The sequence below is a fragment of the Bifidobacterium sp. FKU genome, assembly GCF_026016385.1.
GTDB classification, from domain to species: Bacteria; Actinomycetota; Actinomycetes; order Actinomycetales; family Bifidobacteriaceae; genus Bifidobacterium; species Bifidobacterium infantis.
Window position 1 is genome coordinate 717,486 of the sequence record NZ_CP092888.1, and the last position, 21,425, is coordinate 738,910.

The window sequence follows — 21,425 nt, forward strand, 5'->3', positions numbered from 1 at the left end:
TGGTCTGGACAATCCGTTGTTTCGCGCGTGTTTTGTAGCATCCGTGGAGTTACATGGGGGGTATGACTGAAAACATCGCTGATAAGGCCATAAACGATACTCGTATCGTCAAGCAGTTCACCAATCCCGTCAAGGAACCGATTGACAGCGACGTCAACCTGTTCGATCTGCTCGATAACCGCGCCAAGCGCGATCCCGAAGGTGCCATGATCGAATACAAGGGCGATGATGGCACTTGGCACCCGTACAGTGCCCAAGTATTCCGTGACATGGTCATCGATCTGGCCAAGGGCCTGATCGGACTTGGCGTCAATAAGGGCGATTCAGTCGCTATCGTCTCACGCACACGTTGGGAATGGACGGCGCTGGACGTGGCGATCATGTCCATCGGCGCGGTCACCGTGCCGGTGTACGAGACCAACTCCGCCAGCCAGGTCAGCTGGATCTTCAACGATTCCAAAGTCACGCTCGCCATCGCCGAAGATGACGGACAGCGCGACAAGATCGAATCCGTGCGCAGCGAGGTACCCACCCTGCGCAACGTGTTCGTCATCGAAGCAGGCGGCCTGAACGCCATCAAGACCTATGGCGAAAGCATCACCGATGCCGAATTCTGGGAATACAAGGAAGCCTCCCACGGCGACGACCGCGCCACCATCGTCTACACATCCGGCTCTACAGGCACCCCGAAGGGCGTGGAACTGACCCACCGCAACTTCGCCTTCCTGGTGTTTTCCGCGCTGCAGTACATGCCGCGCGCCGGCGCATGGCCTAACCGCCGCCTGCTGCTGTTCCTGCCGTTGAGCCACGTGTTCGCCCGATTCATGGAATTCTTCAGCTTCGGCGGCACGATTTCGCTGGCCTTGAGCTCCAATATGAAGACGATGGTCAAGGACTTCGAAACCTTCGGCCCCACGCTGCTGCTTGCCGTGCCGCGCGTGTACGAGAAGGTCTACAACGCCGCCTCCCAGCGCGCCGGCACCGGATTCGCTGGCAAGATGTTCATGCGCGCCGCCGAAAACGCGCGCGAATGGTCCAAGGCCGAGCAGAAGGGTGAGCAGTTGCCGATTGCCGGACGTATCGCCCACGCCTTCTACGAGCAGGTGGTGTACAAGAAGATTCGCACAATTTTCGGTCCGAACGCCGACTTCGCCATTACCGGCGGCGCTCCGATGGACTCCGAGCTTTCCCACTTCTTCAACGGCATCGGCATGCCGGTGCTTGAGGGCTATGGCATGACCGAAACCTGCGGCCCGGTGTGTGTGAGCTTGCCGGAAGACAACCGCATCGGCACCATCGGCATGCCGATGTGCGGTATCACTGCGGGCATCGCCGAGGACGGCGAGCTGGTGGTCAAAGGACCGCTGGTGTGCAAGGGCTACCACAACAACCCTGAGGTCACTACCCAGCAGATCACTGATGGCTGGCTGCACACCGGCGATCTGGGCGATATCTCCGAAGATGGCTTCATCTCCATCACCGGCCGTAAGAAAGACCTCATCATCACCGCTGGTGGCAAGAATGTGTCGCCGGGTCTGCTTGAGGCTTCCGTGATGACCTCGCCTGTGGTCAACCAGTGCTTGGTTATTGGTGATAAGAAGCCGTTCGTGGCCGCTCTGGTTACGCTGGATCTGGCAGATGCCAACAATTGGCTGGAATCCCAGGGTGCCAAGCCGGAACCCGATCTGGCCTCGCTTGCCAAGAACGCCATCGTTCACGCTGAGGTGGAGCGTGCGGTGAACGCCGCCAACGAGGGCGTTTCCCGCGCCGAGTCGATTCGTAAGTTCGAGATTCTGCCCGATGAATTCACCGAGGCCAACGGCATGCTGACCCCGAGCCTGAAGACCCGCCGCGCGCAAATCGTCAAGCACTACCAAGAGCTCATTGACAACGTGATCTACGTCCCGCTGAAGAAGTAACCATCAACTCCCTCTGATCCAAAAAAAAATAAGCTCTCTCTGACGAGGGAGCTGTCAGCGAAGCTGACTGAGGGAGAGACCCCGCGGCTTGCCCGCGAAAAAACAACAGGGCCGGGTGCGACTTGCACCCGGCCTCAGCTTATTCAGTCCAAAATCGCCGAAACATAATCAGCAGCGGCCTGATCCAGCTCCGCATCGCTGATGGTGGCGGTGCCCTGCACCAGGAATGGTTCGGCATAGTTCATGCCTACCTTGTAGGCCACGACTGCGAATGGGCTTAGCAGCTCCTCCATGGTGTGGTTGTACTCGCCATCCTTGCGGTACTTGGAGGCGTCGGAACCAGTGGTGACCACCAGCTTGAGCTCCTTGCCCTTGAGTGCGTGGCCTCCACCGTAGGCCCAGCCTGCGGTGATGACCTCGTCTTCCCATTCCTTGAGTAGCGCGGGGGAGGAGTACCAGTAGAACGGGAACTGAAGGATTACGCGGTCGGCGGTCTCCAGCAGCTCGTGCTCCGTGTCGGCGTTGACGGAGAAGTTCGGGTATTCGGCGTATTCGTCGCGCACGATGATGTCGTCCTCGCCTTGTGCGGCGAGTTCGGCAAGCAGGCGGGCGTTCACTCGCGAGCCGTCCTTCAGGTGCGGATGGAATACAAGAATCAACGTTGACATGGGATTTCCCTTCTATAAACTGCTGCCAATGTGGCCTAATCACCACTATCGTATGCCGGGAAGCAGAACTCAGTCCAGTCTGGACTCAGGTGCGAGCCGCGGGATGCCGCGGATTGCGGGAAAGGGTGCTGACTGATGATTTGGCGCTGAAGCTTCAGTGGGCCGCATATACGAGTCCTAAAGCGGATAGGATGGGATATGACGCGGATATCGTCGGTGGACTGAATAACGGGAGGCGCACATGACCATGAACCGCATGCTGATGTGCCGTACCCATCCGGTAATGGAGTTCGAGTATTTCGAACGCGGCGGATACGCCCTGAGGGCAGGGGAGATCTACGACGAGTCCCGAATCCCGGTCGGCATGTATGTGGACGGCAAACCTGAGCCCACCGGTGAGTCGATTACCGGGTGGTGGCGTTCTCGCGGCATTCCCATGACCCGTGACGGCATGCGTTCCGTATTTGCCGGTTCGGGTATCTCCTCGACGAATGATCTGCTGGACCGTTCCTTGGGACTCAGCCTGTCGGACCAGTATTGGGTGCGGCCTCTCGACCGGCCCGATCTGACGTGGGAAAAACTGAACTTCTTCCACAACGATTTTGACGAACGACTTGGGCAGGCCTTATTCTTCGGTAATTCGTCGCGCATCGGCAACGTGAACACCCCGGATGTCACCAGTGCCGGTGACCTGCCGAAACGTTGGATTATCGGTCCCGATGGCGTCCGCAGCCTGATCAAGGGAGGACGCACCGGTCAGGAGCCGGACAACGAGCGCATCGCCTGGCAGACGGCACGACTGTTCGGCATCGACCATGTCGAATACCGCATCGGCCGCGCCAAGGGCATCCGGGTCTCCGTCTGCGATGAAATGCTCGAAGACACGCAAGAGCTGATTCCCGCAGGGCAGATTATGCGCATCTTCCGACGCGGCGACAACACCGAACGCAAGATGATATGGCTGGACGCATGTCAGCAACTCGGCGTAAGTCGTGATACGGCAAATGCGGCGACCAACGATTTTCTGTTCCTTGATTTTCTTCTGCGCAACACCGACCGGCATTACAACAACTTCGGTCTCATCCGTGACGTCGAATCATTCGAGATTCGCCCGGCCCCGATTTTTGACAGCGGCACCAGCCTGTGGAACGGCATGGACCCCGAAGCCATCACCAACGAAGACTACCCGGCGAAGCCGTTCTGGCTCGACGACTACGGCGATGCGGACAACGCCTACTGGCAGTTGGGACTTATCGACGATTGGGACCGTTATGATTTGGGGATGCTCGACGAGGTGCCTGAACTGATACGGGCACAGCTCGCCACCAACCGCCGGCTGTCCGCTGATGTGATTGACGCCATCTGCTCCGCCATGCAGGAGCGCATCGGCATCATCCGCAAGCTTGCACGATGATGCCGATGCGGGAGGCAACTCAGTCGAGGTTGGACTGCGTGCCTGCGGTGGCTTCGTTGGCGGCTTGCTCGGCTTGTGCTTGGTCGAGCTTGGCGCGGACGTCGTTGAGCAGACCCTGGGCGCGCTTGGCCAAGGCTTCGCCGATTTCCCATTGACGCATCGACTGGTCAAGATTGAGGCCGCCGGTTTCCAGTGCCTGGACAGCCTGAATCAGCTTGTCGCGCGCCTCTTCATATGGCATCTGGGCGATGAGCTCGCGTTCCTTGTCCGCCAGGGACGAGGCGGGGGTGTTTTTGTCGGTGGATGTGGCGTTTTCGGTCATGATGTTCTCCTTATATATACGGTATATATGCGTGGCTGCGTATGGCGTGTCACGCGGTTGCGGATGTGGTGGTTGCGGTAATGACACCCTTCTTCAAGGTGACGGTGATGTCATCCCCAGGGCTTACCTGCGAAGCATCGTCTAGTACGTGGCCATCGGAGGACTGCACCACCGCATAGCCTCGGTTCAATGTGGATTGCGGGCTGAGTGCGGTCAGTGAGGCGTGAGCTCGCTCGACGGTGAGCTGGGCATCGTCCACGATGCGTCGCAGGCCGATGTCAAGCCGCTGCAGGGAATCGTCGATTAGCCGCTGATGCGGTTCGAGCATGGTATGCGGTTGGGTCAGGCTTGGCCGGTTCGCATATCCCTCGATAAGTCGAATCTCGTTCTCCACGCGCGAACGGACCCGCAGTCGCATACGGTCGATGGCACCTTCGATGAGCTGTGACTGCTCACGCACATCCGGCACCACGCGCTTGGCCGCATCGGTGGGGGTGGAGGCTCTAAGATCGGCGACCAGATCCAGCAACGTCCAGTCATCCTCATGCCCGATGGAGGAGATTAATGGTGTGGTGCAGGCATACGCCGCACGAACCACACGCTCATCCGAGAAACCGATGAGATCCTCAAACGAGCCGCCGCCACGGGCCACGATGATCACATCCACGCTCGGGTCGGCATCGAGTTGTGCAATGGCCTGAACCACTTCGGCCGGGCATTGCTCGCCCTGAACATGCACATGAACCACCTTGAAGGTTACGGAAGGCCAACGAAGGTTCACATTGGTGATCACATCGCCTTCCGCACGTGCCTGAGGTGCGCAAATCAGGCCAATAGTCTTCGGAAACTCCGGGAGAGGCAGTTTGTGATCGGCATCGAACAGGCCCTCGCCCTTAAGCTGCTTGCGCAATTCGTCGATCATGGCCTTGAGGCTGCCACCGGCTCCGACCTTGAGAATCGTGTCCCCGCGCAACGACAGCGAAGTACGCTTCATCCACAGGTTCGGTCTGCCATGAATCACCACGCGGTCGCCCTGAACGAACTGGCTGGCCGCGGCCGCGAACCTGCCGAAGCCATTGACTTCCATGGCGATATCCTCGAAGTCGTCGCGCAGCGTGATGTAGGCCGAGCCGGCGCGACGGGTATTGATCTGCGTGATCTGGCCGGTGACCCACGCGGACGGCCATCGTTCCACGGCACCGTAGAACTTCTGGCTCAGCACACTTACCGGCCACGGATTTTGCGCGCTGGTTTCAGCGGCGCGTGCAGGCAGCTGATCGATAGGGCGAGGCTCATTCGGCAGATTGATGGTGCCCTGATCAGGCGCGAAAGTGCCTTGACCCGGCTCAAAGCCAGCCGAGGCCAGTGAAGCGGCGGTCGGTGGACGGCCGGTAGCTGAATAGCCCATTGCAGTAGTCATGCACTCCACTATAAGTGCGTTGGTTGATGACGGTAAATATTTACCGTCGCCTGAAAACGGTGTGATGATGAATGCGAGAACCGTACGAAGCGATGTATCAGCCGATGATGGAGATGGTCTGGTGCATCAGAAGAAAGGATTCATTATGGCGAAGAAACGGGTGCTATGAAGAGGAGTGAGATATGCGTTGCGCTGACGATTGAGAGTCGTCAGTGAGCTCGCTGTGCGACACGCGAGCAGAAAACAGTTACGCTAATCACACACTTGTGGTTTTGGCGGAAAATAGCCGAAAACCCTATAAATAGTTCGACACACCACTGTTGAGTACTAGATATAGTGGTGGGGATGCCGTATTCTTCTAGAGGTTCAAAAAACGACATCAATGTAATTTCGTGTGGCCCACGTCGAGTGCGGCCAAAATGCGGAACTCAGGAGAGTGTTCGCCTTATAGGAAAGGGGTGCCCGATGGGCGCACAGGTGTTGGAGGAAATCGTCACCGATAACGAGACCAAGGTGGCCGCCAAGGCCTCCACCGTGCTCGTTGAGAAGCGTGATGGTCGTGTGGTCGACTTCGACCCCATCAACATCATCTCTGCGGTCAAGTCTGCTTTCGGTGACCTGAACAAGGAAGTCGGCCCCGAAGAAGATGCCATGATCCGTGGTTTCGCCAACCAAGTCGAAGGCGAAATCAAGGGGCGTTACGCCGGCCCCGCCAAGATCGAGGACATCCAGAACCTCGTGGAGCACGCCCTCATTGACGCCCACCTGTACGATGTGGCTCGCGCCTACACCAACTACCGTCTCGACAAAGACATTCAGCGTGCCAAGGCCACTGATGTCAACGAGGCCGTTTCCCGCTTCATCAACCACGACCCGACCCTGATTCACGAGAACGCGAACAAGGATTCCAACGTCTACTCCACCCAGCGTGATCTGCTGGCCGGTGCCGTGTCCAAGGCCGCCGCGTTCAACATGCTGCCGCCGGCGGTGTCCAACGCCCACATGAAGGGCGACATTCACTTCCACGATGCCGACTACTCGCCGTTCACTGCCCAGTCCAACTGCTCCTTGCCGAACTTCTGGGACATGTTGGCCAATGGCTTCACTCTTGGCAACGCTCCGATGGCTTCCCCGAAGTCCATCGCCATTGCGGCCACCCAGATTACCCAGATCATGAAGGACGTGGCCTCCAGCCAGTATGGTGGCCAGACCGCCAACCGTGCCGACGAGCATCTTGCCCAGTATGCCAAGAAGGATTACGAGAAGTTCCTCGAGGAAGCTCGTGAGACCATCCCCGACGGCATGCCGGTTGAATTCGCCCGTCGTCAGGTCGAGAGCGCCAAGAAGAACGAGCCCGCCAAGCTGCATTTCGGTTCCCGCGAACCGCTGCCGATGGACACCCCGTTCCACACCGACGTTGACGAACTTGAGCAGGAGCGTGAAATCCTCGCCAAGATTCGTACCCGCAAGGCCATCTATGATGCCATGCAGACCATGGAATACCAGATCAACTCCAACCGTGTGTCCAACGGCCAGACCCCGTTCGTGACTGTCGGCTTTGGTCTCGGCACCGACTGGTTCTCTCGTGAAGTGCAGCGCGCAATCCTGCTGAACCGTATTCGCGGCCTCGGCAAGGAACACCACACCGCTATCTTCCCGAAGCTCGTCTTTACTGTGCAGCACGGCGTGAACGCCGACCCGGGTGACCCGAACTACGATCTGAAGCAGCTCGCCCTCGAGTCCGCCACCAAGCGCATGTACCCGGATGTGGTGTTCTACGAGAACATCGTCAAGATCACAGGCTCCTTCAAGGCTCCGATGGGTTGCCGCTCCTTCCTGCAGGGTTGGATCAACCCGCAGACCGGCAAGGATGAAGAAGATGGCCGTATGAACCTCGGCGTGGTCACCGTCAACGTGCCGCGTATCGCCATCGAATCCCACGGTGACAAGGCTCGCTTCTGGAAGCTGTTCGAGGAGCGCATGGAAGTGGCCCATCAGGCGTTGCAGTTCCGCATCATGCGCTGCAAGGAAGCCACCCCGGTCAACGCCCCGACCCTGTTCCGCTTCGGTGCGTTTGGTCGTCTTGGTGCCAACGACAACGTGGACCAGCTGTTCAAGAACGAGCGTGCCACCGTGTCGCTCGGCTACATCGGCCTTGCCGAGACCACCGCGGTCTTCTACGGCAAGAACTGGATTCGCGACCACGGCTGGGATCCGGAAGGCAAGGAGTTCGCGCTGTCCATCGTCAAGCGCATGAACGAGCTGTGCAAGCAGTGGAGCAAAGCGGAGGGCTACCACTATTCCGTGTACTCCACTCCGGCTGAATCCCTGACCGACCGCTTCAACCGCATGGACCGTGAAAAGTTCGGCCGTATCGAAGGCGTGACTGACCACGACTTCTACACCAACTCCTTCCACTACCCGGTGTGGTTGCAGCCCACCCCGATGGAGAAGCTCAGCTACGAGAAGGACTTCCCGTACTACGCTTCCGGCGGCTTCATCAACTACTGCGAGTACCCGTGCCTGCAGGACAACCCGAAGGCGCTCGAAGCCGTGTGGGATTACGCCTACAACATCGGCATCGGCTACCTGGGCACCAACACCCCGATCGACCACTGCTTCGTGTGCGGCTTCCAGGGCGACTTCGAGCCGACCGAGGAAGGCTTCAAGTGCCCGGAGTGCGGTAACTCCAACCCGGACAAGTGCAACGTCACCAAGCGCACCTGCGGCTACCTCGGCAGCCCGGTCCAGCGCCCGATGGTACATGGCCGTCACGAGGAGATTGCCCACCGAGTCAAGCACATGAGCGGCGAAACCGGTCGTGTGACGCTGGATGACGGCATCACTCGCGAGTGGTTCGAAGAGGCCAAGTAGGGTTATTCGTGAGTAGGCTCCCCTCTCTGAGGGGAGCTGTCAGCAAAGCTGACTGGGGGGAGTCTGAGGAGCTATTCCGAAGCTCCCCTCAGTCGCCTACGACGACAGCTCCCCCTCAAAGAGGGGAGCTAATGCTTTCCGCAAGGAGGGAATCATGCCGGAGTTGCATACGACCAAGCCCGAACCCAAGCGCCATGACTTTGCGGCCGGCGAGACCGGGCGTGGCCCCTCCGTACCCTCCAACGGTCTTGCCAACGATCCGAAAGCCGGTCAATGGGATGGCCGGCGCATGTCCAAGCGGATGATCGCCGACTACAAAACCTTCATTGTCACCGACGGAGAAGGAGTGCGCAACTCTCTCTACGTCTCCGGTTGCCCATTCCACTGCGTCGACTGCTTCAACGCCTCCATCTGGGATTTCCAAGCCGGCCACGAATACACGCAAAAACTTGAAGAAAAAATCATCGAAGATCTGAAAGCCCCATGGGTGCAAGGCATTACGTTCCTTGGCGGCGAGCCATTCCTCAACACTCCCGTGCTGGTGCCGCTCGCACAACGTATCCGCCAGGAATTCGGTCATACCAAAGATATCTGGTCGTGGACCGGCTACACATGGGAAGAACTCATGCGCCCCGGAGAAACCCCAGACAAGCTTGAATTGCTGCATCTCATCGACATTCTCGTCGACGGCCGCTACCTCAGAGACCAGAAGGACTCGCTGCTGCAATTCCGCGGCTCCAGAAACCAGCGCATCCTCGATGTGCCCAAGTCTCTGGAAGCCGGCGAACCGGTCATCTGGGCCAAGCTCCACGATCAAGAACGAGATATCCCCGAAATCTATTTGAAAGACCGCGAAGCCGGCGAAGGCCAACAGGCCTCGTAGTAGCAGTTCTGGAATGCCGCACTCAGCAATATCGTTGGAACTGTTGGGGGAAAAGGCCTTCCCGTGAGCGAAATCACTTCGCCTCGTGCCATGTTGGGCAGGTAGTCGGACTAATATTCCAGAAGAAGTAGCCGGTCGAAGCCGTCCGCAGGGTATCTGCCAGCCGTCCCGAAACGGTTTCTGATGCCTCGTGGCGTGCACTCCCGGAAGTCGGAATTAAGAGGAACACATGGTTGACATCGTCACTGACGCGAGCGCAACGCCCGCCTCACAACTGAAGCCGCTGCGTGTGGGATTGGATATCGGCTCCACCACCGTCAAGGCCGTGGTGCTTGATCAGTCCGATTCCCTGAAAGACACCCTATTTTCCGATTACCGACGTCACCATGCCAATGTGCGTGCCACCGTTGCCGGTCTGCTCGTGGACATTCATAAAGAGCTCGTGGAACTAGGTCGAGGCGACGAGCCGATTCGCCTGTCCATCACCGGTTCCGGCGGCTTGGCGCTCGCCGATAACCTGCATGTGCCCTTCATCCAGGAGGTCATCGCCGAAACCGAGGCGATCGACAAGGAATACCCGCAGGCCGACGTCATCATCGAGCTCGGCGGCGAGGACGCCAAAATCACCTACCTGAAGCCCACGCCCGAACAGCGTATGAATGGTTCGTGCGCAGGCGGCACCGGCGCGTTCATCGACCAGATGTCCACGCTGCTTGACACCGACGCCGCAGGCCTCAACGAGATGGCCAAGAGCTACGAGAACCTGTATCCGATCGCCTCGCGTTGCGGCGTGTTCGCCAAAACCGATCTGCAGCCGCTGATCAACGACGGCGCGGCCAAGCCTGATCTCGCCGCCTCCATCTTCACCGCAGTGGCCACGCAGACCATTGCCGGCCTGGCTGCTGGCCGCCCGATCCACGGTACCGTCATCTTCCTCGGTGGCCCGCTGTTCTTCATGTCCGAACTGCGCGCCGCCTTCCAGCGTGCCCTTGAAGGCAAGGTCGACGAGTTCATCGTGCCGACCGACGCCCACCTGTATGTGGCCTACGGTTCGGCATTGCAGGCCGACATGGATTCCGACGATCAGGGCCACCATTTCGAGGCCCACACCTGCGATGAGATCCTCAAGCGTCTGGACGAGCTGAAGAACCTGCCCTCCAACACGCCCACCATGCCGCCGCTGTTCCCCACCGAGGCCGACCGCGAGGACTTCAACAAGCGCCACCACAAGGAACACATCCACATCGGCACCCTCGAAGGCGCGCATGGCCCGCACTTCCTGGGCATCGACGCCGGTTCCACCACCATCAAGGCCACGCTCGTCAATGACGACCGTGAAATCGTCTGGTCCAGCTACGCCAACAACGAAGGCAGCCCGCTGACCGCCGCCATCAACATCGTCAAGAAGATCCAATCCGAGCTGCCCGAAGGCGCATGGATCGCACGCTCCTGCGCCACCGGTTACGGCGAAGGCCTCATCACCACCGGCCTGCACCTGGACGAGGGCGTGGTGGAGACCATGGCCCACTATCGTGGTGCCGAAATGGTCAGCCCCGGCGTCACCGCCGTCATCGACATCGGCGGCCAGGATATGAAATATCTGGCCATCACTGACGGCGTCATCGACTCGATCGCCGTCAACGAAGCCTGCTCGTCCGGCTGCGGCTCGTTCCTGCAGACCTTCGCCATGTCCATGGGCCTGACGATTCAGGAATTCACGCAAAAGGCTCTGGCTTCCACCCATCCGGTGGACCTCGGTTCGCGTTGCACCGTGTTCATGAACTCCTCGGTCAAGCAGGCGCAGAAGGAAGGCGCCTCCATCGAGGACATCGCTGCCGGCCTGTGCTATTCCGTGGTGCGCAACGCCCTGTACAAGGTCATCAAGTTGCGTGATTCCGGCGAACTCGGCGACACTGTGGTGGTCCAGGGCGGTACGTTCCTCAACGACGCCGTGCTGCGCGCCTTCGAGCTGCTCACCGAACGTCAGGTCACCCGCCCGAACATCGCCGGCCTCATGGGCGCGTTCGGCGCCGCCCTGACCGCCCGCATGCACTATCAGGATGAGGCCGACCACTTGGACGTGGTGGTTAAGGCCGATGGGTCCGAGGAACAGTCCGAGGCCGAGCCCGCACCCAAGTCCGAGCCCAAGGCCGCAGCCTTCAAGAAGACCGAGCCGGCCGAGCCCGAAGCCCATGTCGTTGTCGTGGACGGTGTGACTCACACCGCCAGCTCCATTCTGACCGGCGAAGCGCTCGACAACATGAGCATGACCGCCGAGCGTGACGTGTGCAAGCTGTGCCAGAACCACTGCAAGCTCACCATCACCACATTCTCCGACGGCTCGCGCTTCGTGACCGGAAACCGCTGCGAACGCGGCGGCGACGCCAAGAAGAAGCGTTCCGACCGTCCGAACCTGTACGACTACAAGTACAAGCGTTGCTTCGCCTACCGCCGTTTGACCGACAAGAAGGCCACTCGTGGCGAGATCGGCATTCCGCGCGCCCTCAATATGTACGAGAACTACCCGTTCTGGTTCACACTGCTCACCACGCTGGGCTTCAAGGTGATGATCTCCGGCCGCAGCTCCCACGAGCTGTTCGAGACCGGCATCGAATCCATCGCCTCCGAAAACATCTGCTACCCGGCCAAGCTGGTGCACGGCCATATCAAGTGGCTGATCAACAAGGGCATCAAGACCATCTTCTACCCGTGCGTGAGCTACGAGGAGAACCTCGTGCCCAACACGGACAATCATTACAACTGCCCGGTTGTGGCCAACTATCCGCTCGTCGTCGGCGCCAACGTTCCTGAGCTGCGTGAGGACGGCGTGCGCTACATGCACCCGTACTTCAACCTCGCCAACCATGAGCTCATGGTTGACCGCATCGTCGAAGAGTTTGCGTGGGCCAACGTGACCCGCGAAGAGGCCGAAACCGCGGTCAAGGCCGCCTATGCCGAAGACAAGGTCTTCAAGCATGACGTGCAGCAGGAAGGTTTGACCGCGCTCGCCTATATGAAAGAGCACAACTGCCGAGGCATCGTGCTCGCCGGCCGTCCCTACCACATCGACCCCGAAATCAACCACGGCATCCCCGAAACCATCTGCTCGCTGGGCATGGTGGTACTCTCCGAGGATTCCATCTGCGAACTGCATCCGGGGGAGAAGCTCAACCTCACCGAATTCCTCTCGGAAGGCGAAGCCGACCCGCGTTCCAAGAACGCCGCCAGATTCCGCCATGTAGGCGACCGCACGGTCACCAAGATGCCGTTGCGCGTCACCAACCAGTGGGCCTACCACTCCCGTCTGTACGCGGCCGCACACTTCGTGGCCTCCTACCCGGGCCTCGAACTTATGCAGCTCAATTCCTTCGGCTGTGGCCTTGACGCCATCACCACCGATCAGGTGGCCGAAATCCTGGCAGACAAGGCGGACGTGTACACGCTGCTGAAGATTGACGAGGTCTCCAACCTGGGTGCCGCCAAGATTCGACTGCGCTCGCTCAAGGCCGCCGTCGAGGAACGCGAAGCCAACAAGGCCCGCGAAGCCGCCGCGGCCAAGGCCATGGAAGACCAGCAGGCCGCCGCCGAACGCGCCGCCGAGGAAGCCAAGGTCAAGGCCGAGTCCGATTTGGAAGCTGCCAAGGCCGCGCTTGCCGAGGCTCAGGCCGCCGTCGAAGCCGCTCAGAAGAAGGTCGACGCCGAAGCGCAGGCCGTACACGATGCCGTCAAGGCATCTCAGGCCAGCACTGCGAAGGCCGTGCAAGGTCCCAAGCCCACCGGCTTCCGCAAGACCGGCCCCACCGCTCCCACCCCCGGCCGCCAGATTCTGCTCGACAGCACCATGGCCGCCAATCCGAAGCTCACCAAGGCCATGCGCGAGGCCTCCAAGCGTGCCGCCGAACGCGACCTGCAGGCCGCAGCCGCCAACAAGAACGGCACTTCGGACGGCACCACCGGCGTGACGAACGCCAAGAATGCCAAGAAGTCCGGCCACAACAACGCCACCATGTCCCGATACGCGCATCGTGAGAAGTTCGTCAAGGACATGAAGAAGGACTATACGATTGTTGGCCCTCAGATGAGCCCGATTCATATGTCCTTGGTCGAAGCGGTGATTCGTTCCGGTGGGTACAAGTTCGACATCCTGAAGCATGCGAGCCGTGGCGATGTGGAAATCGGCCTCAAATACGTGAACAATGACGCCTGCTACCCGGCCATCATGGTCGTCGGCCAGCTCATCGACGCGATTCTGGAAGGCAAATACGATCCCGACCATGTAGCGCTCGCCATCACCCAGACCGGCGGCATGTGCCGTGCGACCAACTACTTCGGCCTGATCCGCAAGGCCTTGGTCGATGCCGGTTACCCGCAGATTCCGGTCATCGCCATTTCTACCCAGGGCCTCGAAGACAACCCCGGCTTCAAGGCCACCCTGCCCCTGCTGCACCGTGCCATCAAGGCGCTGATTCTGGGCGACTTGCTCATGAAGTGCCTCTACCGCGTACGCCCGTATGAGGTGGAGAAAGGTTCGGCCAACAAGCTGTACGAGCTGTGGGACGCCATCGTGCGTGAGACCATCGAGCATCACGGCTATTCCAAGACCGCAGCCAAGACGCCGAGCATCAAGAAGGGCTATCTGCCGTATAACGTGCTGGCCAAGGAGATCGTGAAGTCCTTCGACAATCTGCCGCTGCGTGATATTCCGCGCAAGGTGCGAGTCGGCGTGGTCGGCGAGATCCTCGTCAAGTACCAGCCGGACGCGAACAACCACGTGGTCGACGTCATCGAATCCCAGGATTGCGAGGCCGTAGTGCCCGGCATCATGGAATTCATGACCACCCGCCCCTACATCACCGACTGGAACGAGAAGAACCTCGGCATGGGTGGCAACAAGACGCTCTACGCCTTGATGCGCAAGGGTCTTGACCTGTACAACGCTCCTATCAAGGCCGCACTGGTCACCTCGCACGGCAAGTTCAAGCAGGACGAGCCGATGCCCGAACTGGTCAAGAAGGCTGCCGAGGTCACTTCCATCGGCGTGCAGGCCGGTGAGGGCTGGCTGCTGACGGCCGAGATTCTGGAGCTTATCGAACAAGGTTGCCCGAATGTGATTTGCGCGCAGCCGTTCGCCTGCCTGCCCAACCATGTGACCGGCCGTGGCATGTTCGGCAAGATTCGTCGTTTGCATCCGGAAGCCAACATCGTCTCCATCGATTACGATCCGGGTGCCTCCGAGGCCAATCAGCTCAACCGTATCAAGCTGATGATCGCCGCTGCCAAGAAGGCCCACAACGCCAAGTTCGCCGAGGCCGGCGAGCCGCAGGGCTTCACCTCCGCGGACTGATTTATGCTCTGGCTCGTCCGCAATTAAGGACGAGCTTCGCTCGCGACATGCTGGTTCGCCTATCGGCTCACCCTCGCCTACGGACAGTCCACTGGGCTGTCCGCTTTACGGCTCGGCCTCTGTGAGGGGAGCTGTCGCGCAGCGACTGAGGGGTTATAGCCTGCTAGATTGATTATCTGCTTTAGTTTGTTTTCGTGTGATATAATTAAGTCATGCGTGTCAGGGAATGGGCGAGGCGTGAGGGCTTCAACGAGCAGACGGTGTGGCAGTGGTGTCGCGAGAACCGTATGCCCGTCCCGTTCGAGCGCATGAACACGGGCACGATTATCATCCACGACCCGAAATACGAGAACCAGCCCGCCGCCCCCACAGCGAACGGCAGGACGGTGTGTTACGCGCGTGTCAGCTCGTCCGACCAAAAGGACGATTTGCAACGTCAGGCCGACCGGTTGAAGGCGTTCGCCATCAACATGGGCGTCAAGAGCCCCGAGGTGGTCATGGAGACCGGTTCGGGCATGAACGACAAACGGCGCAAGCTCAACCGGCTATTGGCCGACCCGACCGTGGGCACGCTGATCGTGGAGCGCAGGGACAGGCTCGCCCGCATGAACGCGGGACTGGTGGAGAGCGCGTTGAAGGCGCAGGGACGCCGAATCATCGTGGTGGACGACACGGAGCTGGACGACGACTTGGTGCGCGACATGACCGAGGTGCTGACCTCGTTCTGCGCACGACTGTACGGGCGTCGTGCCGCCAAGCATAAGACGGACGCGGCGTTGAGGGCGGCGCGTGATGCTTGAGGCGGTCAAGGTGGCGCTCGACCCGACGCCACGGCAGGAACGACTCTTGGAGTCCCATGCCGGTGCGGCGCGGTTCGCGTACAACGCGGGACTGGCGCACGTCAAGGACATGCTTGAACGGCAGGAGAAGCCGGAATGGTCGTACTACGCGCTGCGCAGGTGGTGGAACGCCAACAAGGACGCCCTCGCCGTCAGCATGGAGACCGGCAAGCCGTGGTGGCCGGAGAACAGCAAGGAGTCGTACAACAGCGGCCTCGAATCATTGGCCGACGCGCTGAAGAACTTCTCCAAGTCCCGCAAGGGGCAGCGGAAAGGCCGCAGGATGGGCTTCCCACGTTTCAAATCCAAGGACAAGGCGGTTCCCGGATTCGCGTACACGACGGGCTCGTTTGGTCTCATTGACTGTGACCCTTATGCGCTGCGGCTCCCGAAGATAGGCCGCGTGCATTGCATGGAGAACGTATCCAAGCGGGTGGATGGCGCGAAGGTGCTGCGCATGAGCGTATCCCGGCATGCGGGACGCTGGATGGCGAGTTTGACCGTCGAGCGCAAGGATGGTCCGATGCCCACGCCGCTGAAAGGTGGTAGTGTCGGCATCGATTTGGGTGTGAAACAGCTCGCCACACTGTCAGACGGCACCATCATCCGCAATCCACGCGCGTTGGACTCGAACCTCAGACGATTGAGGCGGGAACAGAAGAATCTGAGCCGCAAACGGAAAGGCTCCAACCGCCGCCGCGAGGCGAGAACGAGGGTCGCGCGTCTGCACGCCCGCGTGGCGGACCTACGCCGCGACCTACTGGACAAGACCACCACCATGCTCGCCCGCACCTACGCGGACATCAGCATCGAGGACTTGAACGTGGCGGGCATGGTGAGAAACCATAGGCTCGCCCGCTCGGTAGAGGACGCCGCGTTCGCGGAGTTCCGCCGACAGCTCGAATACAAGACCGCACGCACCGGCGCGAGGCTCCACGTCATCGACCGCTGGTATCCAAGCAGCAAGACATGCTCGAACTGCGGGACGGTGAAAGCCAAACTGTCCCTGTCCGAACGTGTCTACCATTGCGAGGAGTGCGGGCTTGTCATCGACCGCGATCTGAACGCGGCCATCAACATCCAAGTCGCCGGGAGTGCCCCGGAGACGTTAAACGCGCGTGGAGGAAGCGGAAGACGGGCTGACGCATCGCGTCGGGCAACGCGGCATCCTGTGAAACGCGAACCAAGCGGCGGCGTAAGCCGTGTGAGGCTTGGAGCTGGCCTCGGCAACGAGGCCATGCAGATGACTTCGCTCTAGCGACAAGCTAAAACAAAGTCATCTACAACGGAGTCTCTAGAGCGAGAAACCGGGCCGGAGCCTGCTATCGGTTTTTCGTATAGCGTATTGCGGGCTTTCGGGCACGCGCGCCGGCCGGCTCGAATACGATACAAAGCATGGTTACTCCCCGAATCAGTTACGCGCACCTGCTCGCCAAGCCGAACCCCAAGCACGTCGAAAGCCTACTCAAGTTCTTTGAGAACGGTCGCTCCCAGCGTGGCACCGGTGGCTTCGGTGTGGAGATCGAGCACCTGCCCGTGCACAACAGCGACGACACTGCCGTAAGCTACTACGAGCCGAATGGCATCGAGGCATTGCTCAAACGCCTGGCTCCGTACTACGACGAGGAGAAGGAATACTGGGAGAACGGCCATCTGGTGGGTCTCGGCCGTCCCGGCGTCGCCGTTTCCCTCGAGCCCGGCGGACAGGTGGAAACCTCAATCGGCATTTTGAAGAAGCCGAGCGACCTAAGTACGCTGTACTCCAAGTTTCGTCGCGAGCTCGACCCGATTCTTGACGATCTCGACTTCCGCTTGGTCAACTATGGTTACCAGCCCAAGTCCAGCTTTGCGGATGTGCCGGTCAACCCCAAGGATCGCTACGATGCAATGACCGACTACCTCGGCCGCGTGGGTCAGTTTGGCCCCTGCATGATGCGTTGCTCCGCCTCCACTCAGGTCAGCATTGATTATGTGGATGAGCGCGACTCCATCGAAAAGTTGCGTCTGGGCACAGTTATCGGCCCGATTCTGGCCTACTTCTTCCGTAACGCCCCGTATTTCGAGGGTGAGACGAACCCATGGCCGCTGCTGCGCCAGCGTATGTGGGATTATCTGGACTTCCAGCGCACCAATGTGCTGCCCGGTCTGTTCGATGCTCGCTATGGTTGGGAGGATTACGCCATCGACGTGTTGTCCACGCCGCTTATGTTCGCTGACCTGACCCATACCCCTGAAGCTGTGGCTTCTGGAGCAAGCCCCAAGGAACTGCATCGCCCGGCCTTCCGTGAGAACGCGGGGGAGGTGTACCCGGACCGCGAACTCAACCCGTACGAGATCAACCACATCATCTCCACGCACTTCAATGACGTACGTCTGAAGAACTTCATCGAGCTTCGCCACTGGGATTCCTTGCCTATCGAGCGTGCCGAACGTCTGACGGAGATTGTGTCCTCTCTGTTCTACGTGCCTGAGCACCGTGAACGTCTGGAAAGCTACTTCGAGGGCATCAGCGAGGAAGAGGTGTTCGAAGCCAAGGCCAACATCCAGGCCCACGGTCGCGAGGCTTCGCCATACGGCCAGCCGCTCGATTTCTGGAAGGAATTCCTGGGGCTCGAAGGCCTTTTGTCCGACATTCCCGGCGATCTGAAGCACCCCGACGTATTCCAGGAGTAAGCGAAGAAGCATATACAGAAAAATCTATTGCGCGATATCGGTGTCGAAGGCATGACAGAATGTTTTGTTTTGGCACCGTTTTGCATATCCGGCCAAGGATATTGGATGTGGTTGCGCATGGGAGTGGGGAGAATGCGGATAGATGGACAGCCTCGAGACATGATTACCACCGTGCTCGACGGCCTGATCCAGCTCACCGCCGACGATTGCGAGGTCGTCTACTCGCGCGGCGCGAACGTCATCGACCTCGTGCCTGACCCTACCGGCGAGTTCTATCCGGACGGCCAGCCTCGCCCGAAAATCGGCGTTTCCGCCGCCGTTGATCAAGCAATGATCGACGAAGCCGTGGCCAACGCTCCCCAGTCCGATCTGATCGTGGCCGTGGTCGGCGACGTGGTCCAGCTGGTCGGCGAAATCTGCTCCACCGCCACGCTCGAACTGCTCGGCGGCCAGAACGCCCTGCTCGACGCGCTCACCGCCATCTCGCGCGAAACCGGCAAGCCGATGGTCACCGTGCTCATCAGCTCCAAGCCGCAGGTGCTGCCCGCCTCCCGCAACTGCGTCGCCGCGTTCGGGTGGTTCGGGCTCCGTGCGGTGAGTGGGCCGCGGCCGTATGATGGAAGCGCGGGTGGTCCGGGATTTTCTGCATACGGCGGGAGGCGTCATGGTTTCTATCGAGAACGTGTACGAACAGATTCGTACATTCGCCGCTGATGCCGGCGCTCGCAAGGTCGTGCTGTTCGGTTCTCGAGCAAAGGGTGTGAACCGGCCTAAAAGCGATATCGATCTTGCCGTGGCCGGTTGCCCCGATTTCAATCGCTTGGAGCAGAACCTTCAGGACAATCTGTGGTCACTGCTTAAAGTTGATGTCATTAATCTGGATGAGCCGATTTCTTCATCGCTGAGGGCGGAGATTGAGCGTAGCGGAAAGGTATTGTATGAAAAAATATGAGAATTACGTTTCCGCACTGAAGTCGCTGCGCAAGGCTCCCGAACAGGATCTCAGCAATGATTTCATCCAGAGCGGCATCATTGACAAGTTCGAGTTGCAGTTTGAGCTTGGTTGGAAACTGTTCAAGACGCTGCTGGCTTATGAGGGAGACCCTGTTTCTGCTTCCGGTTCTCCGCGAGATGTGCTCAAAACCGCTTTCCAATATTACGATTTCATGGACGAATCGTTGTGGCTGCGTATGCTGCGCGATCGCAATGATTCTGCTCATATCTACGATGAGGAACGCGCCCGGCGTCTTGTAGATGCCATCATCGTTGATTACATCCCCGAATTTGAGCGTGTGAATCAGGGGTTGGTCGTTCGTTACGGCGAAGCATTGAACGATTAGCGCGGGTGACATAATGGCACTGGGCACGCTGGGCATTGGCGAGCAAATCAATGGGGTGAACCTCGGTAACTGGCTGGTGCTGGAAAAGTGGATGAAGCCGGGGATTTTTGCCGCCAGCGGCGAAGCGGACGAGATCTGGCTGCATCGGGCTACGGAGTCTGCTGAGTTGGAGGCTCTGCTGACGCGGCATCGCGACACGTATATCACTGAAGCTGATTTTCGGAACATTGCCGCGCATGGCTGCAATCTGGTGCGTATTCCTGTGCCGTATTTTATCTTCGGGGATGTGTCCGGTCATCCGGGCTGCATCGAGTATTTGGACAGGGCGTTCGACTGGGCCGAGCGTACCGGTCTCAAGATTCTTATCGACCTGCACACGGTGCCCGGCTCACAGAATGGATTCGACAACGGCGGCCTCACCGGCGTGGTGCGCTGGCATCATAGCCCGCGAGCGGTCGCCTATGCGTTGAATGTGCTGGCCTGTCTGGCTCGCCGGTATCGCGATCGCGCGGCGCTGTTCGGTATCGAGGTGCTGAATGAGCCGATCGATTGGTTGACGTACGCTACGTCGTCATCGAGCAGGCAGGCAAAGGATAGCTTTGAAGCACGGAGGAGTGGGCCGATTCCAATGGTGTTCCTCAAGCGTTTCTACCGTGAGTCGTATCGCCGGTTGCGCCCGATTTTGGCCGAGAACCAAGCCATCGTGTTCCATGACGGCTTCCGACTGGGCCGTTGGCGGGACTGGTTTGTGCGGGAGGGCATGCGGGGCGTCATGCTCGATACGCATATCTATCTGGTCATGGCCGAGCATTTTCCACTATTCCGTATGATTCCGGAGCGATGGATGATGAGCTGTTATAGGCTATTCGTGCGCTGGAATGAACGCCGTATCCGCCGAGCAGCGCGCTATACGCCAGTGATCGTGGGGGAGTGGTGTGTGGCCAACAATCTGGTAAATCGGATGATCGCTAAGCATTCGGGCGATGGCGGTCGCTCCGAGGAAAACGCTATGCACAGTGCATCAATCAGAGGCTCTATTTACCGCGAGGTCGCCGCCATGCAGCGCAAAGCGTGGAGCGCGTCCGCCGGACAGATCTACTGGAGCTACCAGCTGCGCGGCAATCGCGCTTTCCTACCTACCATCGAACCGCAATCCGACACATCACGTCTCGACCCATGGGACCTCACCCACGTCTGGCACGCCGGTTGGATGGCGTGCAGCCGCACCAATCAGCGATATCCCTCCCAAAGGGGCAGAGGCATCAGCACATCCTCGCAGTCGGCCCACATGGTATTGAGACTTTGGCCGGGGGAGCGCAGCCAACGCAGCTGAATGCCGTCCATCATGGCGAAGCCGGACTGCAGCAGGTGCTCGATATTCACACTACGGCGAATGGGAGGCTGATCCGTTCGGTGCCAAGATCGTGGCCGCCGTGGCCGCCGCCGGCGAGGCCGGCGAGCTGACGAAGCTGCCCGACAACGCCATGATGCGCATGTTCCTCAACTCCATGCCGATCAACTCGCTGTCCACCCTGCTGGGCGAAGGCGGCAAGAAGATCGCCAAGTTCATGGTCGACGAGTACGCCAAGCTCGCGAAGTAAGGGCTGAAGCGAGGCAATCGCACGGCGTAAGAAACCCCCGTTGAGGGGGATTTTGTCTGTTAACGGATTACACTGGAATACCGTAAGGCAGGGACAATGGAGGGTTTGTGGACAGAACTATGCCATAC

The 21,425-nt window shown here is 59.6% G+C and carries 14 protein-coding genes and 2 pseudogenes; 13 read left to right on the forward strand and 3 right to left on the reverse strand.

Going from position 1 to position 21,425, the window contains the following annotated elements; all coding sequences use genetic code 11:
* Positions 1-62: 62 nt before the first annotated feature.
* A complete protein-coding gene (locus MMB48_RS03295) occupies positions 63-1,919 on the forward strand; it encodes an AMP-dependent synthetase/ligase (RefSeq protein WP_032744733.1) in 1,857 nt (618 codons plus the stop codon).
* Between the two features lie 143 nt (positions 1,920-2,062).
* Here MMB48_RS03295 and MMB48_RS03300 read toward each other — a convergent pair whose 3' ends face one another.
* On the reverse strand, positions 2,063-2,587 hold the full coding sequence (locus tag MMB48_RS03300) for an NAD(P)H-dependent oxidoreductase (protein WP_032744732.1): 525 nt from the start codon (positions 2,585-2,587) through the stop codon (positions 2,063-2,065).
* Between the two features lie 241 nt (positions 2,588-2,828).
* Here MMB48_RS03300 and MMB48_RS03305 point away from each other — a divergent pair, with 241 nt between their 5' ends.
* Positions 2,829-4,001: a hypothetical protein gene (locus MMB48_RS03305; RefSeq protein ID WP_032744731.1), complete on the forward strand. Its 1,173-nt coding sequence runs from the start codon at positions 2,829-2,831 to the stop codon at positions 3,999-4,001.
* A gap of 19 nt (positions 4,002-4,020) precedes the next feature.
* On the opposite strand, the gene MMB48_RS03310 is transcribed toward MMB48_RS03305, so the two are convergent.
* Both MMB48_RS03310 and xseA read right to left on the reverse strand, forming a co-directional pair.
* Entirely contained in the window at positions 4,021-4,323 is a 303-nt protein-coding gene (locus MMB48_RS03310; RefSeq protein WP_032744730.1) for an exodeoxyribonuclease VII small subunit, read from the reverse strand.
* Positions 4,324-4,372: 49 nt separating this feature from the next.
* Entirely contained in the window at positions 4,373-5,743 is a 1,371-nt protein-coding gene (xseA, locus tag MMB48_RS03315) for an exodeoxyribonuclease VII large subunit (protein WP_032744729.1), read from the reverse strand.
* A gap of 465 nt (positions 5,744-6,208) precedes the next feature.
* Here xseA and nrdD point away from each other — a divergent pair, with 465 nt between their 5' ends.
* The 11 genes and pseudogenes from nrdD to MMB48_RS03370 all read left to right on the forward strand — a co-directional run.
* Positions 6,209-8,617, forward strand: coding sequence for an anaerobic ribonucleoside-triphosphate reductase (gene nrdD, locus MMB48_RS03320; RefSeq protein ID WP_032744728.1), 2,409 nt, complete (start codon positions 6,209-6,211; stop codon positions 8,615-8,617).
* 154 nt (positions 8,618-8,771) lie between these two features.
* Entirely contained in the window at positions 8,772-9,500 is a 729-nt protein-coding gene (nrdG, locus tag MMB48_RS03325) for an anaerobic ribonucleoside-triphosphate reductase activating protein (protein WP_168928600.1), read from the forward strand.
* Positions 9,501-9,729: 229 nt separating this feature from the next.
* Positions 9,730-14,844 carry an acyl-CoA dehydratase activase-related protein gene (locus tag MMB48_RS03330; RefSeq protein WP_032744727.1) on the forward strand — a complete coding sequence of 1,705 codons (5,115 nt, stop codon included), beginning with the start codon at positions 9,730-9,732 and terminating at the stop codon, positions 14,842-14,844.
* Between the two features lie 212 nt (positions 14,845-15,056).
* On the forward strand, positions 15,057-15,644 hold the full coding sequence (locus MMB48_RS03335; protein ID WP_012577015.1) for an IS607 family transposase: 588 nt from the start codon (positions 15,057-15,059) through the stop codon (positions 15,642-15,644).
* Positions 15,637-16,941, forward strand: coding sequence for an IS607 family element RNA-guided endonuclease TnpB (gene tnpB, locus MMB48_RS03340; RefSeq protein ID WP_012577016.1), 1,305 nt, complete (start codon positions 15,637-15,639; stop codon positions 16,939-16,941). The genes MMB48_RS03335 and tnpB overlap by 8 nt, the downstream gene beginning before the upstream one ends.
* Before the next feature lie 137 nt (positions 16,942-17,078).
* On the forward strand, positions 17,079-18,356 hold the full coding sequence (locus tag MMB48_RS03345; RefSeq protein WP_032744726.1) for a glutamate-cysteine ligase family protein: 1,278 nt from the start codon (positions 17,079-17,081) through the stop codon (positions 18,354-18,356).
* A gap of 138 nt (positions 18,357-18,494) precedes the next feature.
* A pseudogene (locus MMB48_RS03350) lies at positions 18,495-18,908 on the forward strand (glycoside hydrolase family 3 C-terminal domain-containing protein); the annotation flags it as partial.
* A 112-nt stretch (positions 18,909-19,020) separates the two neighbouring features.
* The gene (locus MMB48_RS03355) at positions 19,021-19,308 is read left to right on the forward strand and encodes a nucleotidyltransferase family protein (RefSeq protein WP_012577018.1); all 288 of its coding nucleotides are present in this window, start codon (positions 19,021-19,023) and stop codon (positions 19,306-19,308) included.
* Positions 19,295-19,696, forward strand: a complete 402-nt coding sequence (locus MMB48_RS03360) for a nucleotidyltransferase substrate binding protein (RefSeq protein ID WP_025332407.1) — start codon at positions 19,295-19,297, stop codon at positions 19,694-19,696. The genes MMB48_RS03355 and MMB48_RS03360 overlap by 14 nt, the downstream gene beginning before the upstream one ends.
* A 13-nt stretch (positions 19,697-19,709) precedes the next feature.
* Positions 19,710-21,029, forward strand: coding sequence for a glycoside hydrolase family 5 protein (locus tag MMB48_RS03365; protein WP_230581266.1), 1,320 nt, complete (start codon positions 19,710-19,712; stop codon positions 21,027-21,029).
* A 46-nt stretch (positions 21,030-21,075) separates the two neighbouring features.
* Positions 21,076-21,297: pseudogene (locus tag MMB48_RS03370) on the forward strand (glycoside hydrolase family 3 protein); the annotation flags it as partial.
* Positions 21,298-21,425 lie beyond the last annotated feature (128 nt).

Coding starts and splice junctions, on each gene's coding strand:
- MMB48_RS03295 (WP_032744733.1), top strand. CDS start 63: ATGACTGAAAACATCGCTGATAAGGCCATAAACGATACTCGTATCGTC.
- MMB48_RS03300 (WP_032744732.1), bottom strand. CDS start 2,587: ATGTCAACGTTGATTCTTGTATTCCATCCGCACCTGAAGGACGGCTCG.
- MMB48_RS03305 (WP_032744731.1), top strand. CDS start 2,829: ATGACCATGAACCGCATGCTGATGTGCCGTACCCATCCGGTAATGGAG.
- MMB48_RS03310 (WP_032744730.1), bottom strand. CDS start 4,323: ATGACCGAAAACGCCACATCCACCGACAAAAACACCCCCGCCTCGTCC.
- xseA (WP_032744729.1), bottom strand. CDS start 5,743: ATGACTACTGCAATGGGCTATTCAGCTACCGGCCGTCCACCGACCGCC.
- nrdD (WP_032744728.1), top strand. CDS start 6,209: ATGGGCGCACAGGTGTTGGAGGAAATCGTCACCGATAACGAGACCAAG.
- nrdG (WP_168928600.1), top strand. CDS start 8,772: ATGCCGGAGTTGCATACGACCAAGCCCGAACCCAAGCGCCATGACTTT.
- MMB48_RS03330 (WP_032744727.1), top strand. CDS start 9,730: ATGGTTGACATCGTCACTGACGCGAGCGCAACGCCCGCCTCACAACTG.
- MMB48_RS03335 (WP_012577015.1), top strand. CDS start 15,057: ATGCGTGTCAGGGAATGGGCGAGGCGTGAGGGCTTCAACGAGCAGACG.
- tnpB (WP_012577016.1), top strand. CDS start 15,637: ATGCTTGAGGCGGTCAAGGTGGCGCTCGACCCGACGCCACGGCAGGAA.
- MMB48_RS03345 (WP_032744726.1), top strand. CDS start 17,079: ATGGTTACTCCCCGAATCAGTTACGCGCACCTGCTCGCCAAGCCGAAC.
- MMB48_RS03355 (WP_012577018.1), top strand. CDS start 19,021: ATGGTTTCTATCGAGAACGTGTACGAACAGATTCGTACATTCGCCGCT.
- MMB48_RS03360 (WP_025332407.1), top strand. CDS start 19,295: ATGAAAAAATATGAGAATTACGTTTCCGCACTGAAGTCGCTGCGCAAG.
- MMB48_RS03365 (WP_230581266.1), top strand. CDS start 19,710: ATGGCACTGGGCACGCTGGGCATTGGCGAGCAAATCAATGGGGTGAAC.